At 59.3% G+C, this 16666-nt stretch carries 17 protein-coding genes; 8 read left to right on the top strand and 9 right to left on the bottom strand.

Annotation, left to right across the window (positions count from 1 at the left end; genetic code table 11):
- Positions 1 to 35: 35 nt before the first annotated feature.
- Positions 36 to 2552: an ABC transporter permease gene (locus tag RLO149_RS17285; RefSeq protein ID WP_013963387.1), complete on the bottom strand. Its 2517-nt coding sequence runs from the start codon at positions 2550 to 2552 to the stop codon at positions 36 to 38.
- The gene (locus RLO149_RS17280; RefSeq protein ID WP_013963386.1) at positions 2549 to 3238 is read right to left on the bottom strand and encodes an ABC transporter ATP-binding protein; all 690 of its coding nucleotides are present in this window, start codon (positions 3236 to 3238) and stop codon (positions 2549 to 2551) included. Before RLO149_RS17280 ends, RLO149_RS17285 begins: the two co-directional genes overlap by 4 nt.
- 51 nt (positions 3239 to 3289) lie before the next feature.
- Here RLO149_RS17280 and RLO149_RS17275 point away from each other — a divergent pair, with 51 nt between their 5' ends.
- Positions 3290 to 3973 (top strand): arylesterase, encoded by a 684-nt coding sequence (locus RLO149_RS17275; RefSeq protein ID WP_013963385.1) that lies wholly within the window; start codon positions 3290 to 3292, stop codon positions 3971 to 3973.
- A 17-nt stretch (positions 3974 to 3990) separates the two neighbouring features.
- On the opposite strand, the gene RLO149_RS17270 is transcribed toward RLO149_RS17275, so the two are convergent.
- Together RLO149_RS17270 and RLO149_RS17265 are read right to left on the bottom strand one after the other, a co-directional pair.
- Positions 3991 to 4197, bottom strand: coding sequence for a cold-shock protein (locus RLO149_RS17270; RefSeq protein ID WP_013963384.1), 207 nt, complete (start codon positions 4195 to 4197; stop codon positions 3991 to 3993).
- A 379-nt stretch (positions 4198 to 4576) separates the two neighbouring features.
- The gene (locus RLO149_RS17265; RefSeq protein WP_013963382.1) at positions 4577 to 5041 is read right to left on the bottom strand and encodes a hypothetical protein; all 465 of its coding nucleotides are present in this window, start codon (positions 5039 to 5041) and stop codon (positions 4577 to 4579) included.
- 408 nt (positions 5042 to 5449) lie between these two features.
- On the opposite strand from RLO149_RS17265, the gene RLO149_RS17260 reads away from it, so the two are divergent.
- Complete coding sequence (locus RLO149_RS17260; RefSeq protein WP_148264391.1) at positions 5450 to 5713, top strand: hypothetical protein; 264 nt, start codon at positions 5450 to 5452, stop codon at positions 5711 to 5713.
- 76 nt (positions 5714 to 5789) lie between these two features.
- Here RLO149_RS17260 and RLO149_RS17255 read toward each other — a convergent pair whose 3' ends face one another.
- Together RLO149_RS17255 and RLO149_RS17250 are read right to left on the bottom strand one after the other, a co-directional pair.
- Positions 5790 to 5996, bottom strand: a complete 207-nt coding sequence (locus RLO149_RS17255; protein ID WP_013963380.1) for a cold-shock protein — start codon at positions 5994 to 5996, stop codon at positions 5790 to 5792.
- A gap of 525 nt (positions 5997 to 6521) precedes the next feature.
- Positions 6522 to 7049 carry a lipocalin family protein gene (locus RLO149_RS17250; protein ID WP_013963379.1) on the bottom strand — a complete coding sequence of 176 codons (528 nt, stop codon included), beginning with the start codon at positions 7047 to 7049 and terminating at the stop codon, positions 6522 to 6524.
- 177 nt (positions 7050 to 7226) lie between these two features.
- On the opposite strand from RLO149_RS17250, the gene RLO149_RS17245 reads away from it, so the two are divergent.
- Complete coding sequence (locus tag RLO149_RS17245; RefSeq protein WP_013963378.1) at positions 7227 to 7616, top strand: BrnA antitoxin family protein; 390 nt, start codon at positions 7227 to 7229, stop codon at positions 7614 to 7616.
- Between the two features lie 82 nt (positions 7617 to 7698).
- A complete protein-coding gene (locus tag RLO149_RS17240; protein ID WP_013963377.1) occupies positions 7699 to 8169 on the top strand; it encodes a DUF2938 domain-containing protein in 471 nt (156 codons plus the stop codon).
- Positions 8170 to 8477: 308 nt separating this feature from the next.
- On the opposite strand, the gene RLO149_RS17235 is transcribed toward RLO149_RS17240, so the two are convergent.
- The 3 genes from RLO149_RS17235 to RLO149_RS17225 form a co-directional block, all read right to left on the bottom strand.
- Complete coding sequence (locus RLO149_RS17235) at positions 8478 to 9458, bottom strand: PIN domain-containing protein (protein WP_013963376.1); 981 nt, start codon at positions 9456 to 9458, stop codon at positions 8478 to 8480.
- Position 9459: 1 nt separating this feature from the next.
- Entirely contained in the window at positions 9460 to 11115 is a 1656-nt protein-coding gene (gene ettA / locus RLO149_RS17230; RefSeq protein WP_013963375.1) for an energy-dependent translational throttle protein EttA, read from the bottom strand.
- Positions 11116 to 11308: 193 nt separating this feature from the next.
- Entirely contained in the window at positions 11309 to 12301 is a 993-nt protein-coding gene (locus tag RLO149_RS17225; RefSeq protein WP_148264389.1) for a LirA/MavJ family T4SS effector, read from the bottom strand.
- Between the two features lie 341 nt (positions 12302 to 12642).
- On the opposite strand from RLO149_RS17225, the gene RLO149_RS17220 reads away from it, so the two are divergent.
- The 4 genes from RLO149_RS17220 (at position 12643) to dacB (ending at position 16640) form a co-directional block, all read left to right on the top strand.
- Positions 12643 to 13932, top strand: coding sequence for an alpha/beta hydrolase (locus tag RLO149_RS17220; RefSeq protein ID WP_013963373.1), 1290 nt, complete (start codon positions 12643 to 12645; stop codon positions 13930 to 13932).
- 1 nt (position 13933) lies between these two features.
- A complete protein-coding gene (locus tag RLO149_RS17215) occupies positions 13934 to 14422 on the top strand; it encodes an MOSC domain-containing protein (protein WP_013963372.1) in 489 nt (162 codons plus the stop codon).
- 36 nt (positions 14423 to 14458) lie between these two features.
- Positions 14459 to 15058, top strand: coding sequence for a nicotinate-nucleotide adenylyltransferase (locus RLO149_RS17210; protein WP_013963371.1), 600 nt, complete (start codon positions 14459 to 14461; stop codon positions 15056 to 15058).
- Positions 15059 to 15140: 82 nt separating this feature from the next.
- Positions 15141 to 16640, top strand: a complete 1500-nt coding sequence (gene dacB, locus RLO149_RS17205; protein WP_013963370.1) for a D-alanyl-D-alanine carboxypeptidase/D-alanyl-D-alanine endopeptidase — start codon at positions 15141 to 15143, stop codon at positions 16638 to 16640.
- Positions 16641 to 16666: the final 26 nt, after the last annotated feature.

Genomic DNA, 16666 nt, shown 5'->3' with positions numbered 1-16666 from the left:
TTTGACAATGGCGCGGGGTGGGAGCTGCGGCTATGTCATTCCAGCGCGCGCAGGATGCGCGAGGGTTTGGCATTCAGTGGGGTCCAGGCAAAAGCCAGCCCCGCCAGCGTGGTGGCAAGAATACCGCCGAGCACGATGCCAATCGCAGAGGGCCAGATCACGATAAAGGATGTGTCGAGGATATAGACGCTGACCACCCAGCCGCCCAGCACCCCAGCAGCCAGCGCTACAAGCCCTGCGCCACCGCCCAGCAGCGCCGATCTCAAGGCGAAGCTTGCCAGAATGGAGCGGCGCGAGGCCCCCAGCGTTTTCAGAATGGCGGCTTCATAGACCCGCGCGCGGGTCCCGGCGGCAGCAGCGCCGATCAGCACCAGAAACCCTGTCAGCAGCGTCGCGGCGGCCCCGTAAGAGGTGGCCGTCGCCAAGCCACCAAGCGCATCCGCGACCCGGTCGATGGCATCGCGCACGCGTATTGCGGTGATATTGGGGTAGCGCGAGGCAAGATCACGCAGGATTTCAGCCTCCGCCGTTTCTTCGGCATAGACGGTTGAGATGAAGCTATGCGGTGCGCCTGCCAATGCACCGGGGTTCATGGCGAGGATGAAACCGATACCTGCGGTGGAAAAATCAACCTCCCGGAAACTGGCGAGCGTGCCTGTAATGTCGCGCCCCAGGATATTGATCGTCATCGTATCGCCAAGGCGCAGCCCCATCTCTTCTGCCTCTTCGGCGGCAAAGCTGATCAGGGGCGGCCCGCTATAGTCATCGGCCCACCATTCCCCGGCTGTCAGCCGCGTGTTTTCGGGCATGGCAGCGGAATAGGTCACGCCACGGTCGCCCTGCAAGACCCAATGGTCCCCGGCTGTTTCCGCAGCAGGCGCCCCGTTGATCCGGGTGATGATCCCGCGCAGCATCGGGGCGGATTGAATGCGGCTGACGGCGGGGTCGCTTTCCAGCCTGTCGGTGTATCCATCGATCTGGTCTTTCTGGATGTCGACAAAGAAATAGCTTGGCGCGACGTCGGGCAGGTTGCCCGTGATGGCATTGCGCAGGTTGCCATCAATCTGCCCCACCGCGGCAAGGACCGACAGCCCAAGGCCCAGCGACCGGACGACCGAGGTGGCACCTTCCTTGGGGCCGGAAATGGCCGACAACGCCCAGCGAAGCCTTGGTTTGCCACGAGATAGCGCCTTGCCCCGTTTCGACAGAACCCGGATCAGGAATGCGGCCCCGGTCAGCAGCACCAGTGCGCCCGCGATACCCCCGGCTGTCAGCAGCGTTAGCCACCACGTGCCCGAGAACCACCCGGCCACGCCCAAGAGCACTGCAAGCGCCAGCAACGTGATCGCGATATAGCGGGGGGCCGGCAGTTTCTGACCGGTGCTGAGCGCGTCGCGAAACAGGGTGGCGGCGCGGACTTCCTCGGCGCGTGCGAGGGGCCAAAGAGTAAAAATGAATGCGGTCAACAGCCCGTAAACCGCCGCTTCAAACAAGGGGGCGGGGTAGATGGCGAATGCGGCGGGGATGGGCAATTGCGCAGCAATCAGCGGGGCGAGAGCAACAGGGATCAGCGCCCCGAGGAGGAGGCCCAGCATAACGCCGAGGACCGAAAGCGCACCGATCTGCAGAAAATACGTCAGGAATATCGTTTTGCGTTCTGCACCAAGGGTGCGCAAGGTGGCGATCACGCTGGTCTTTTGCGACAGATAGGCCTGCACGGCCGACGACACGCCCACACCCCCGACGGCAAGGCCCGACAGCCCGATCAGCACGAGGAATGCGCCGAGGCGGTCCACGAATTCCGAGATGCCCGGCGCGCCGTTGCGCGCGTCGGTCCAGCGCACGCCGGTTTCGGCAAACGTGAGGGCGGCCTCGGTTTTGAGCTGCTCAAGGTCTTTGCCGGGGTCTACCGCCAGTCGGTATTTGGTGGAAAAGAGCGTGCCGGGGGCCAGCAGGGACGAGTTTTCAAGGCTCGTGGTCAAGACGATGGTGCGCGGCCCGAGGGCAAAGCCAGCCGCAGCCCCATCCGGTTCGCGGGTCAGCACGGCGGAGAGGTGAAATTCCTGTGTGCCAAGCGCAAAGCGATCCCCAACGGACAGGCCGAGACGGTCCATCAGGACACGTTCCATCACCGCGCCGGGCAAATCCCCGTGGGTGCCTAAGGCAACATCAACCGGTATTTGCGGTTCTAGTCCCACGGTCCCGATAAGGGGATAGGCGCTATCGACCGCCTTGATTTGCGTCAGCGCGCGGCTGTCACCGACGACCGCCATGGAGCGAAAATCGGCGATTTCCGAGACAGCGCGGGCGGCGTTTTGCATCCATGCGCGTTCGTCCTCTGATGCAAAGCGGTAGGTGAAATCAAGCTCTGCGTCCCCGCCGAGCAGTGCTGCTCCTTCGCGGGCCAGACCAGCCTCAATGCTGACGCGCACGGTGCCTATGGCGGCAATCGCGGCCACACCCAGTGCCAGACAGGCCAGAAAGATGCGAAACCCCTGCAAGCCACCGCGCAATTCACGCCGGGCAAACCGCGCTGCGACCGCCAGGCTCATTGTGCTGCCTGTTCCATCGGGTCAATCTGTCCGTCGGACAGGCGTATAATCCGATCACAACGGTTCGCCAGCGTGGTGCTATGGGTCACGAGGATGAGCGTCGCGCCGTGCCGGTCGCGCAACCCGAACAGCAAGTCGATGATGGCCGCCCCATTTACCCCGTCGAGGTTGCCTGTGGGTTCATCCGCCAGCAGGATATCGGGGCGCGGTGCGGCGGCGCGTGCCAGCGCCACACGTTGCTGTTCCCCGCCCGACATCTGCGCCGGATAGTGGTCGGCGCGATGGGCAAGGCCCACCACATCGAGCTCCGCGCGCGCCTTGTCATAGGCATCAGGATCGGTGGCAAGTTCCAGCGGCGTTGCCACATTTTCCAGTGCCGTCATTGTCGGGATCAGGTGAAAGGACTGAAACACCACGCCCATATGCGCGCGCCGGAAACGGGCCAGCGCGTCTTCGTTCATGTCGCCCAGATCATGACCCAAAGCCGTGACGCGCCCCCCCGTGGGCCGTTCCAGCCCGCCCATCAGCATCAACAGCGAAGACTTCCCGGACCCGGATGGCCCGATCAGCCCAAGGCTTTCACCTTTGTGGACCTCAAAGCTGATCGAGCGCAGAATTTCCACAGGCCCTGCATTGCCATCCAGTGACAATGCTGCATTTGTGAGGCTGTAGATGGGGTCAGACATGAGGTACCACAGGTTGTTGACTTCCCTCTGGCATATGGAGCTTGGATCAGAATGCGCAAGTTAATAGGATGTTTTGTCGTTTGTTTTCCAACGTGGGGCGCTGCGGACGGCGTTGTGATTGCGGCTTTGGGCGATAGCCTGACGCAGGGGTATGGGCTGGTGCAGGAGGAGGGTTTCGTGCCGCAATTGCAGGATTGGCTGGACACGCAAGGCATTGCGGCGCGGGTGATCAACGCAGGTGTCTCGGGCGACACAACTGCTGGCGGGTTGTCGCGGGTGGCTTGGACACTCACACCGGAGGTGGATGCGATGATCGTGGCCTTGGGAGGCAATGATCTTTTGCGTGGGATTGACCCGGCCGAAAGCCGTCGCAATATCACTGGAATTCTGGAGGCTGCGGCAGCGCAGAATGTCGAGGTGTTGCTGGTGGGAATGCAGGCCCCGGGTAATTTTGGCCCGGATTTCAAAGCTGAATTTGACGCCATTTATCCGGAACTTGCGTCGGAATTCGGCGTTTTACATGCGGCGGATTTTTTTGAAGGGCTGTCCGTTGTCGGGGGCGATCCGGCGAGCGTCAGGGCATTGATGCAGCCTGACGGAATTCACCCGAACGCAGGTGGAGTTGCGCGCATCGTTGAGGCGCTCGGGCCGGATGTGGCGGAACTGGTGACACAAGCCGGATCGCGATGGGCCCCGCTGCAAAAAGAAAACGGGCGCCGGAAAGCGCCCGAATGACCCGCTAGAAGTCTGCTTTACGCAATTGCGAGATCGCTGGCGCTTTCGCGGCCGTCGCGGCTTGTTTCAATTTCAAACGTCACTTTCTGGTTGTCGGCCAGTCCGGTCAGACCTGCCCGCTCAACCGCGGAAATATGGACAAAAATGTCCTTCCCGCCATTGTCTGGCGCGATAAAGCCATAGCCTTTTGTGGTGTTGAACCATTTCACGGTGCCTGAAGCCATATCCGTGTCTCCTAAAGAAAACCTGCCCGCGGGATGCGGCAGCGCGGTTCAGCCAAAATCAATTGATAAACAGTGTCGTTTCAGGCAGGCCGAAAGCAGCAGTGGTCGTTTAATTCTCGCGTCACGGGCAAAAAGTTGGTTTTTTGTCGATCAATTTCAAGTTATTTCTTTAAGGAATGGCGAAAAATCTGGTTAATGGGCAAGTTCCCGCTGAGATAGCGTTTTTCTGGTTCATGTCGGTTGATGGGCATCCGAATGCCCCAATGATTTCTTGGCCTTGACTTAGAATCACGACGGCAGGGTGTCGTCGGCAAAACAGATTGGGTCGAGGGGCCCGGTCCGAATGCGACGAGCCACATTCAGGCCGGGCGATCAGAGGTCATTCGCCATCCTCATCCATCAGGATTGGGGCTGTCGGCAGAGGGTTGGGCATTTTGTATTCAGGTTTGGCATCCTGCTCCATCTCTTCTTTTGCGGCACGGGCCTGCTCTTCGGCGCGCGCGGCGTCAGAGGCAGTCGCCTGCGCTACCCGCTCGGCCTTTTGCGCGAGGAAAACCGTGGCAGGGTCGCTTTCTGACTGTGCTTCTACCACGGATTTTGGCGACGGATACTGCACCTGCATATCATCACGAGCGCGCTTCAAAAGGCCGGTGAGATGTGCGCCGCCGGTGCCTGTGCCGTTTCCGGCGCCTTGCCCGGATTGATCTGATGCAAGGCCCGCATCCGCGCTGTTTGATGTCGTGGACACTGGCACAGCTGCCTGCCCTGAAACTGTGTTGCCATCCAGATTTGCACCGGTCGCTGGCTGCGGTGCATATGGATTGATAAGTGAAACTGCTGTCATTGTAGGCTCCGATACAATCTCTATTTCGGCGCCCGCCACCCGTTAAGCATTAAAGCTGCGTAAATATGAACAAGCAGTTAACAGCGGCAGTAATGGCGTGCAGTGGTTAACGCTTTGCTAAAATTTGAGACGTCACAGGCTTTGCTGGTCGCGGGCCGAAATGCACAAGGACGTCGGTTGTCGGTAAACACCCTTCGGTTGAATTACTTTCCTGTATCATCATGGCCGGTTTGATATCATGTTATTAAAGGCTTTTTCATGCATTTAAACTATGCGAGGGTAGTGGAAATATGCAAAGCGCTCACTGCGGTGCGCGGCCAAATTAATTTTTCAGTTTGCGGTCTGGACTTTGGTCATTTTGGCCCCATCTTGAACTCTAAACTTTAAGTCGGGAGCGTCTACGTTAACATGACCAACATGGAAAATCTTGAGAATCACTTGGAAGAACATGAACGCCAACGGCAGGTCAATGAGGTTGCCCTGAAGGGATTGCAGCACGCTCAGACGCGGCGCGTTGCGCGTGGTTACGCCGTAATGGCCGCAGTGGTTGGCTATGGTGAAGGCGCGACAGGCGGTGGCTTGTTTGGAAAAGTAAGCCACTTTGCCAAGCTGTTCTGCATCGGCTTTGCGTTGCTGGCCCCTAGCTTGCTGGTGTGGCAGGTTCTGCTCTAAATTCGTGCAGCAATCGCGGTCTGTATGGGAAAGTCGGCATGGAATTGCCGACTTTTTTTGCGGAAGGTGCTTTTGGTCAGGCTAATGCGATATTCGTTGCGGATTGGCGCCCGTCGCGTCCATCTTCAATATCAAAAGTTACCTTTTGATTATCGGCCAGTCCTGTGAGACCAGCGCGCTCGACCGCCGAAATATGAACGAAAACGTCCTTTGATCCGCCATCGGGTGCGATAAAGCCGAAGCCTTTTGTTGTGTTAAACCATTTCACGGTGCCTGTGGCCATTTCCCGTGTCTCCTATATAGAATGCTATCCGCGTTCGTGCGATAACCTGGCGCAGTGTATCTGTATCGAATTCTGAGCGCCGTTACATGGAGAGCAGGTCGAAGAAGACGTGTTGTGCGCGTAAACCATAGCAGAATTTTGTCAAAAATGCAACCTGACGCCGTACGCAGGCAGCGCAACCGTTGGCAGTCTGCATTCGTCGCGCCCTTGCAATCGTGCTGTGTGAAGTTGTTCACAGACGCATCCGTGCCCCCGTGCTTTCTTAGCGGTGAACAGTGTTGCTCTCGTGCTGCGTCAGGGCGGTGTGATGGGTTACATGTTCGTTCGGCGGGCACGCGGCTCTCTTCCTCCGCGATGTCTTTTCAACTCAACGGGCCGGTCATGTACCGGCTCGTTTTTTGCGTTCCTGAGTCGGGGAGCGTGTTGTCGCAGCCGGGGAGGTGCGCTGGCAGGCTACACGGCAAAGCAGGGCTTCGGTGCGTGTGCGAGGGCCTGGCCCGCAGAATTCAACGATAAAACAAGCGATTACGGTGCATGCAGCGTCTCAATCAGCGCGTCGGGATCATAGCCGTTTTGACGCAGGATATCATTCGCCATGGCGCGTGTTACCGGCGCTATTTGTGGGCTGCGGGCGAGAATCCAGCCGGCGCGCCCGTTTGGTACGCCCACGACGGCAGTCTGGTAGCTCTCATCGACCCATAAGACCCAATAGGGCGCGCGCAGGAAGGGGACCGTGTAAAACTGGACGGTCAGCTGCCCCGGTGCAACGACGCGAGCAGTCCCTTTGATCTGGTCAAGCGGTCCGGTGGGATCGCCCTGCCGGCACTGGTTCAGCACGGAAATCCTCTGATCATCAATGGCTTGGTAGGTGGCCGTGGTCGCGGTGCACCCCTCCTGAAAGGGCACGGGGTAGCGGGCGATCTCATACCATGTGCCCAGATAGCGCGCCGCGTCAAAGTCGGCCTGCGCGCTGATCGGCGCGTCGGTGTCGCGATACTGTGTCCCGCAGGCCGTCAGCAGGATGAGCGCGCATAAGGCAAGTCTGAAAGGCATGGAAACTCCGTCTCGTTGGGTGCCCAAGGTCTAGCGTAAAGGGCGTTCTTGCGACAGCCCAAAGCGGCATCGATTCCCCGTCGGTATAACGTCGGTATCACGTCGGTGCGCGGCGTGCGCAGGGCTCAGCCTTTGATAACGCTGCTCTGGCAGGTTTGCGCCCAAAGGAGACGACCCATGCCGCGCCTGACAAAAACCGAGCACATCGCCCGCCGCCGCCTGATGTATCACCTGTGGCGCGCGGATGAAGACACGCTGCCACTGCGTGCGCTGCGCGACGAGGTGCCGGACGCATGGCACATGATCGAGGCAGATATTGATTGCCACGAGCCGAAGGTGAAGACGACGCTGTACCTCGATCAATCCGTGGTCAAGATGTTCCGCGCCATGGGGCAGGGCTATCAGGGGCGGATCAACCGCATTCTGAACACATGGCTCGCGATGAAGATGGCGGGGCTGATGGAGGAGCAGACCGCGCTGGGCAACCGCCGCGCGCGGATCATCGCCGCAGAGCAGGAGAGCGGCGTCAGGCCGGGATGGGGCCCCGGCATGCGCGATGATCCCTGAAGGGGGCTGGCCCTCAGGCGGGGCTGGTCAAATCTGGCGCAACCTGAAAGAACGCCTTTGGACCCGTGGGCGAGGCGCAAAGATGACTATACTGACAGAGGGTATCGTGATGGGGCTGGTGGCAACCGCTGCCATGGACCTTTGGGGGCTGCTGCTGAACCGGCTGGCCGGTCTGCCCCTGTCCAACTGGGGCCGTGCGGGGCGCTGGGTTGTGCAGGTCGCGCAGGGCCGCGTGTTTCACGACGATATTGGCGCTGTGGCCCCTGTGCCGCGCGAGGTGCAGATCGGCTGGGCGTTTCACTATGCGGTGGGGGTGATCTACGGCGTGGCGCTGGCGGTGCTGATGGGGCCGGGCTGGCTGGCGGAGCCTACGTTTTTGCCCGCATGGGTGTTTTCGATTGTGATGATCGGCTTTGGCTGGTTCCTGATGCAACCGGCCATGGGCGCCGGGATCGCCGCCTCCAAAACACCCGCGCCGTGGCGCGCGCGAGCGCTGGGGCTGGCGGCGCATACGGTCTTTGGGCTGGGCCTGTGGATCGGGGCGATGGTTTAAGACTTGGGGTGCGGGGGTGTTGGCGCAGACCTATGCAAGATGGTCGCGATTGTTCCGTTCAATGGTGATGTAACGGATTGACGGCACGTCGCAGGTGGCAGAATACTCTGCGTCAATTTTGAATATGTGGGTTTCAAGTCCGCCCTGCGGAAACGCCCCGCGTTTTCGCCGCCCCCGACCGCCCCCATGGGCGGGGGCGACTGCGTCTCCCCCGAGGCTATCGCCTTCTACGGCCTCATTTGATCCACTGGATCAAATGCAAGACGGCCTTCGACCCGCGGTCGGGAATTGCACCGCTCCCTGTCGTTCTAAAATAAATCAAAGAAGTCCTCTTCCACCTCAAGGTATTCGGCGGCGCGGCTTTGGCGATCGCTTGATAGCACCCAAGCTTTCGGCTGCAAGGCCTTGTAAAACTCATTTACATCTGGGTCTGTCGCGATCCATCCAACCTGAGTGTTGGTTACCAAAGCATTAAATAATCGTGACACTTGTTGGTTCGTAAAGAAATCATAGCCGCTAAGTTTAGCGATCAAGAAATGTGTAGTCGAAAAATTTGGCGACATTTCTAGCTGTGAGATCAAATCATTCTTTTCTTGTTCATCTGACAAAGCGATTTGCGGATATCGCGCTCTGAAGTAATCCCCTAGCGAACGGAAAAGGTTTACCTTACTGCTAGTACCCTTTCTCGATACCCATTCAGCAAGCAAAAATCCCTTGATTTTGTCCGGGCTCAAATCAGAAGCGAAATCGCCGTCTTTCGACACGACGTCGAGGAGCCAAATCTGATCATTTTGCAACAAGCTTTCCCAGTTAATCGCATCGCCGAGCGAGTCCTTTTTTCCGGGAGGATTTCTTAACTCTTGCCTGACTCTGGCAGCATCTAGCACATCAAATTTAGACAGCGAAAAGCGAGCAGTATCCAATATTTTGTTGATCAACTTGTCCGCCTCCAAAGCTTCAGATTTCATAAGTTCATCCACTTTCGACACTAAAGTCGAATGCAATTTATTCGCTTGCTTCAGGCACTCTACCAGAGCGCTTTTTTCAGTGAGATTGGAGCAGTAATTTGGAAGCTTTGCGCCGTATTTCTGACCTTTCAAATCTCCTAGAGTTTCCGAAAGAACCTTTTCACGATTTCGCTTAATCTCGTCGACAAGATGATCGTTTGCAAAAAGCGCGATCTCTTCGCCTTCGATTAAGGCCACAAGTTTCTGCATCTCTCCGATATCGTCAGCGCCAAATCTGTAAAAATCGAGGAAAACATTGGCGTCAAGAAACAGCGATGGCATTTTATCGCACGAATTTCTTATGCTTCAACCGCTTCGGCTCCAAGGCATCTGCGCCCAAGCGGCGCTTCTTGTCCTCTTCGTAATCGGTGAAGCCGCCTTCGAACCATTCGACGTGGGCTTCGCCTTCAAATGCCAGAATGTGGGTGCAAATCCTATCGAGGAAAAACCGGTCGTGGCTGATGACCACGGCGCAGCCTGCGAAATCGACGAGGGCGTCTTCCAGAGCGCGGAGGGTTTCGACGTCGAGATCATTGGTCGGCTCATCGAGCAGCAGCACGTTGCCGCCTGCCTTCAGGAGCCGCGCCATGTGCACGCGGTTGCGTTCGCCGCCCGAGAGCAGGCCGACTTTTTTCTGCTGATCGCCGCCCTTGAAGTTGAAGGACGAGCAATAGGCGCGGGAGTTCACCTCGGCATCGCCAAGCTGGATCAGTTCTGCGCCGCCGGTGATGGCCTCCCAGACGTTGTCATTTGCGGCCAGATCATCACGGCTCTGATCGACATAGGACAGATCGACGGTGTCGCCGTATTCGATGGTGCCCGCGTCGGGGTCCAATTGTCCCGTGAGCATTTTGAACAGCGTGGATTTACCCGCGCCGTTGGGGCCGATCACGCCAACGATGCCGCCGGGGGGCAGCGAGAAGTCGAGCCCCTCAACCAGTTGCTTGTCGCCGAGATGTTTGGCGAGGCCCTGCACCTCGATCACCTTGGAGCCCAGACGCGGGCCGTTCGGGATGACGATCTGCGCGCGGGAGAGTTTTTCACGTTCCGAGACCTCGGCCATCTCGTTATAGGCGTTGATCCGGGCCTTGGATTTGGCTTGGCGGGCCTTGGCGCCCTGCCGCATCCATTCAAGTTCACGCTCAAGCGTTTTCTGGCGGGATTTGTCCTCGCGCGCCTCTTGGCTGAGGCGTTTGGCTTTCTGTTCCAGCCAGTCAGAATAGTTGCCCTCATACGGCACGCCCTTGCCACGGTCGAGTTCGAGGATCCAGCTGGTGATGTCATCGAGGAAATAGCGGTCGTGCGTGACGATCAGGATGGTGCCTTTATAGGCGATCAGGTGGTTTTGCAGCCATGCGATGGTTTCCGCATCAAGGTGGTTGGTTGGTTCATCCAGCAGCAGCATGTCGGGCGCTTCGAGCAGTAGTTTGCACAGGGCGACGCGGCGCGCTTCCCCGCCCGAGAGAGATTTGATGTCGGCGTCATCGGGCGGGCAGCGCAGGGCCTCCATGGAGACGTCGATCTGGCTGTCGAGGTCCCAGAGGTTGTCGGCGTCGATCTGGTCCTGCAGGGCGGCCATCTCGTCGGCGGTCTCATCCGAGTAGTTCATCGCCAGTTCATTATAGCGATCAAGGATGGCCTTTTTGTCGGCGACAGCGAGCATGACGTTTTCGCGCACGCTCAGCGTCTCGTCCAGCTTGGGTTCCTGCGGCAGGTAACCGACGGTCGCCCCCTCGGCGTGCCATGCTTCGCCGGAGAATTCGGTGTCCAGACCGGCCATGATTTTCATCAGCGTGGATTTACCCGCGCCGTTCACGCCCACGACGCCGATTTTCACGCCGGGCAGGAAGTTCAGGTGGATGTTCTCGAAACACTTCTTGCCCCCGGGATAGGTCTTGGAAACGCCGGACATGTGATAGACGTATTGATAGGCGGCCATTGGGGTGTTCCTCGCGGATATGACGAATTGAGTTGTCGCTTGATATGGCAGCCCACAGGTGTTTTCAACTCCTCAGGTTTGGTGGCAGCTTTTGATGTTATGCGCCTCGCTGGGCCAGCAAAAGATCATGACAGTTTGCGAGGTTTCGCAGCGATCGTAGACGCAGGCGAATGACTTGGGCATCCGACCTGTCCTAGTCTAGAAACCTGCCTACCGTCGGTTCGAACACGTGGTTCTCATCCACGTTGTCGGCACGTTTCCAGCCCGTCCATTCGATCCTTGGGGCACTATCATCTTTCTGATGGATGAGTTTTTCGTCCCGTATGGCGTTAAGCGCTGTGATCATGGCCATTGGGGAGGCTTCAGGGCCGACAAAGGCAGGGATCGCATCCCGCAGCGCGTCGTTGTAATCCGCCACGGTAGGATAGAGTTCCCGGTAGGCAAGAATGCTCTCAGGCTGGGCCGCGGCGGAGTCCTCGACGACCTGATGTAGCGCCCTTCGCCGCTTCTTGTCTTTTCTGATGGATCTTTTTCCCGGTGCTTTGTTCTCAAAAAAAGTTTGCAGGTTCTCTGGCACTGTAAAATCGCCTGTCTTGAGGTACTTGTCGCCTTTTTTTTCCTGCGCGCCGTCCACGATACGGTCCCACATGTTTTTGCTGCCTATTTTCCAACGTGGCTGTACGGATTCGCGGTACATGGTGTGGACGAGGTCCCGGTCCCCGAAATTATCATAGAGGATGAACCATTGAATCTGATGCGTGTGGACGCCGTGACGCTGGCCAACGTAGTCGCGGAACAGCCTGCCGTCCTGCACGACCTCGACAAAGGTCTCAGGCGGCACCATGCCAGTCATGACGGTATCCTGAGCACCCCAATGTTCAGCCATCGCTGTTTCCAAGGTCTCATGTAGGGCGGTGTCGTTTTCTACCATTTGTTTGGCCAGCTTGCTGATGCTTGCCTGAACTAATTTGCCATCGTTGAGAATTTTCTGTGCGCGTGTGAAATGCGCGATCCACTCTTGCTTACCGTCGAAGTCATCGGTTTCGGCATAGAGTTTGCTCAGGTCATCGTAGCGTTGCATCACAGGGCGTTGATTGGCTGCTTTTTGCAACACTGCCAGTTTCCCGACAACCGGGCTTTGATCGGCCAGCAACTGCAACGGCGTGTCCACTCTGGACGGTGACATGCTTTTGACCGCCATGCAGGGCGTGTTGTTTGGTACAATAGACCGCATCACCCAAACGTAGACGCCTGCGGTTTTTGTTGCGAGGGTTTTTTCACTTTTCAAGCGTTGGACCTGAACTCGCACGTTTGCTCTGTCCGGCAAGGGTCTGCGATTGCGCGTCAAGGTGAGGTGATTGGCTGTTGCGGCGGGCGAAGGCGTCAGTGCCCTGAGCACGGCGGATGGCAGGGCTGCAGAGGGGTGCCGCTCAGCGGCGGCAGGTAAACGTCCGTGATGTAGTGTGATTTGACTTATCGCCGCCGCATGGTAGCGATAAAGACAAGGCATATTGCGGGGCTGACAGCATGCAGATCAAACACGCGCTGATGGCATCGGCTCTGGTCCTCGCAGGATGTGTGCCCCAGAGCATCAGCCTTGCGCCGCCGCCGAACCTTTATGCGGAGGGGCATAATTTCCCGAACGAAGACGTGCCGCTGGTGCTGCAGACAACCGCACCGCGCATCTTTTATCTGACGGATCGTTTGAGCGAGAAGGAGGGCGCAGGCGCTGAGATTTACGGGTCGGGGCGTTCGGAAGGCATGGCTTTTGGAACAGCACAGGTGCAGTTCGGTGCCAGCAGTTGGGACGATCTGGTCACGCGCACCTATATTGATCGGGGCGGACGGATTTCCCGGCTCGATGTTTCTGCTGTGGCAGAAAGCGTGCAGTTCAACCCGGTGCCGCTCAGCACGCTGCGCACGGATGGGGCGCTGATTTTCGACCCCGATGAGGAAGACGTCTATACGCAGGAAGGGCGCGCGTTTCAGGCCGCCATTCGCGCCGAGATCCTGCGCACCGGGAACAAACGCGTGCTGCTCTATGCCCATGGTGTCGGGTCGGGCTTTGACAAAAGCGTGACCACGCTGGCGAACCTGTGGCATTTTGCCGGGCGCAAGTCGATCCCGATCGTGTTCAGCTGGCCTGCGGGCAATGGCGGTGTGTTGGGGTATTTCCGGGACCGTGAGGCGGGTGATTTCAGTGTTTTCCACGCCAAGGAGATGTTGCGGCTCTTGGCCGACATCCCGGAGTTGGAAGACATCGACATCGTGGCCCATTCCCGCGGTACGGATGTCATGACCAAGGCGCTGCGCGAGCAGGTGATTTTCTATCGCGGAGCGGGCAAGCCACCCAAACTGGCGATGAAAACGGGGACGTTGATTTTGGCGGCGGCCGATCTGGACACGGGCGTAGTGCGCCAACGCTTGCAGGCGGAACGGTTTTCGGAGGCCTTTGAGCAGATCAACATTTATATCAACCCGCGCGATGGGGCGCTGCGGCTGTCTTCGATCCTGACCAATGAGCAGCGACTGGGGGCGGCAACCACTGAATCCCTGCCCCCGGCGGAACTGGCGCGGTTGCGTAAATCCGAACTGGTGCATGTGATCCGGGTGGAAAATGTGCGGGGCGGGGGGCATTCCTATTTTCGCGATAACCCTGCGGTGCTGTCCGATATTGTGCTGGCGCTGCGCACGCGCGCCTTTCCCGGTGGGACGCTGCGCCCGCTTGAGTTGGGCGAGGATGGGTTCTGGCAGTTGCATCCGAACTATCCGCTGGAGCGGTTGCCGGATTTACGCGTTGAAGGCTCGGATCGTTAGGATGGACAGCCCGCTCAAGGCATTGATCGCGCGCCATGCGCAGCCCGGCGCGGTGACATGGATCGGCCTGCGTCCCGCGCGCCGTGCGCCTCTTGTCGCCTGCGCGCGCGCCGAGGTCGGCGCAACCGGGCTGACGGGCGATCACGGAACGTCGCAAAAGCGCGCTGTGACCTTGCTTCAGGCGGAGCATCTGCCGGTGATTGGCGCGATGCTTGGGCGGGGTGTGGTGACGCCCGAAGAGCTGCGGCGCAACCTTGTGATATCGGGCATCAACCTTGCTGCATTAAAGAACCGGCAGTTGCAGATCGGAGACGTCGTGTTGGAGGTGACCGGAATTTGCGCCCCGTGCAGCCGCATGGAGGAAATCCTGGGGCCGGGCGGCTATTCGGCGGTGCGCGGGCATGGCGGATGGTGTGCACGCGTGTTGCAGAGCGGTCAGATAAACTGTGGCGATGCAGTCATGCCATTGACAAGCACGGCCCCGGCCTGATTGTAGGGCGTTGACCATCAGGCAAGGGAGCGATGGGTGCGACAAGGCTTTCCGAAAGCGCGCGCAGGTGAGGTGATCGGTCTGCTTGGCGGCTCGTTTGATCCGGCACATCAGGGCCATGCGCATATTACACGCGAGGCGCTCAAGAGGTTCGGTCTGGATCGGATCTGGTGGCTGGTCTCTCCGGGGAACCCGTTGAAACCGCAGGGTCCGGCCCCGCTGGACACGCGGATGGCCCGTGCAAAGGCGATCATGCAGCACCCGCGCGTGATCATCACCGACGTCGAAACGCGGCTTGGCACGCGCTATACGGCGGCGACGCTCGATCAGTTGTCCGCACTTTATCCGGGGGTCCATTTCGTGTGGCTCATGGGGGCTGACAATCTGGCGCAGTTTCACAAATGGCAGCGCTGGCGAGACATCGCCAGCACCACGCCGCTTGGGGTTCTTGCCCGTCCCGGCGACAGAATACCGGCCCGGATGAGCCCGGCTGCGGCGGTTTTTGGCCGCGCGCGCATACCGAGCCGCGCATCGCAGCTTTTGGGGCGCGCCGCAGCCCCTGCGTGGTGTTTTGTTAACGTACCGATGGTAGAGCAGTCTTCATCAGCGATCCGGTCGAGGGGCGGCTGGGTCTGAGGCTATGATCGCCCGAAATTGGTGCAAGATCATGGGTTTTGCACTGTTGTTTCTGCGCCCCGGCTGAGAGTAGGATTCCCCCATGAAAAAGAAACCTTCCTTGAGCTTTACGCGGCGCGCTGTGGTGCAGGCGTTGATGGCGACGATTGCGACACCTCTGGCTGCCGGTGCGCCGCTGGTGTCTGTGCGTCCACCGAAAGGCCGTGGCCTGCTGCGCCCGCCGGGTCCAGAGGCGCTGGTGAAAAAGGCGCGGCTGTCCGGCGATGTGGCCTTTGCGGTTGCGGATGCCAAAACCGGTGAAATTCTTGAGGCGCGCACCCCCGAACTGGGTATCGCGCCTGCCAGCGTGACTAAGGCGATCACGGCGCTTTATGCACTGGACACATTGGGGGCCGCGCACCGGTTCAAGACCCGCGTGATTGCGACGGGCGGCGTGACGGATGGTGTGGTCCGGGGTGATCTGGTTCTTGTGGGCGGGAGCGATCCGACCACAGATACGCGCGCCTTTGCAGCGCTGGCCGCGCAGTTGAAAGAGGCGGGCATTCGCGAGGTCAAAGGGGATTTCCGTGTCTACGAAGGGCCCGTTGCCACGGTGCGTTCCATTGATCCTGAGCAGCCGGATCATGTGGGTTATAGCCCGGCAGTGGCCGGTATCGCGCTCAATTTCAACCGTGTCCATTTCGAGTGGAAACGGGCGGGCGGCAAATACACGGTGACGATGGATGCGCGGGCAGGGCGCTACCGCCCCGAGGTGGACATCGCCCGTATGAAGGTCGTGCAACGGCGCGCGCCGATTTACACTTATGAGGAAGCGAACGGCCGCGATAACTGGACCGTCGCAAGCGGCGCCTTGGGGTCGGGCGGGTCACGCTGGCTGCCGGTGCGGCGTCCGGGGCTTTATGCGGGCGAGGTGTTTGCAACGCTCGCCCGGTCGCATGGGATCGTTCTGCCCGCGGCCAAAATGCAAAAAGCGGCACCCGAAGGGACCGTTCTGGCCGAGATTGAAAGTAAGCCGCTCAGTGATGTGTTGCGCGCGATGCTAAAGTATTCAAACAACCTGACCGCCGAAATGATCGGGATGGCGGCGACGCAGGCGCGGACAGGGCAGGCGCGCAGCCTTGCGGCGTCGGCGCGCGAGATGAATGCATGGGCAAAGGATGTGCTGAACATGCAAAGCCCGGCCTTTGTTGATCACTCAGGACTGGGTGGCGACAGCCGGGTCAGCGCGCAGGATATGGTGCGCGGCCTCGGTGCCATTGGTCACGCGGCCTTGCTGCGTCCGCTGCTCAAGCCGGTGAAACTCTTGGATTCGCAGGGGCGTCTGGTCAATGAGCACCCAGTGCAGGCGGATGCCAAGACCGGGACGCTGAATTTTGTTTCGGGTCTGGGAGGGTATGTCACAACACCCGAGGGACGCGAATTGGTTTTTGCCATTTTTGTCGCCGACGAAGGTATCCGGGCGGGCATCACCCGCGCGCAGCGCGAGCGTCCACCCGGCGGGCGCAGCTATGCCACACGGGCGCGCCGTCTGCAGCGGCAGTTGATCATGCGGTGGGGGGCGGTTTACGATTCGGCGGCGTAGTTGGCCCTTGGTCGCAGGGCGGGCTT

The organism is Roseobacter litoralis Och 149, assembly GCF_000154785.2.
GTDB lineage: Bacteria > Pseudomonadota > Alphaproteobacteria > Rhodobacterales > Rhodobacteraceae > Roseobacter > Roseobacter litoralis.
Note: the sequence above shows the minus strand (reverse complement) of the source record. Positions and strands in the feature narration are given on the sequence as shown.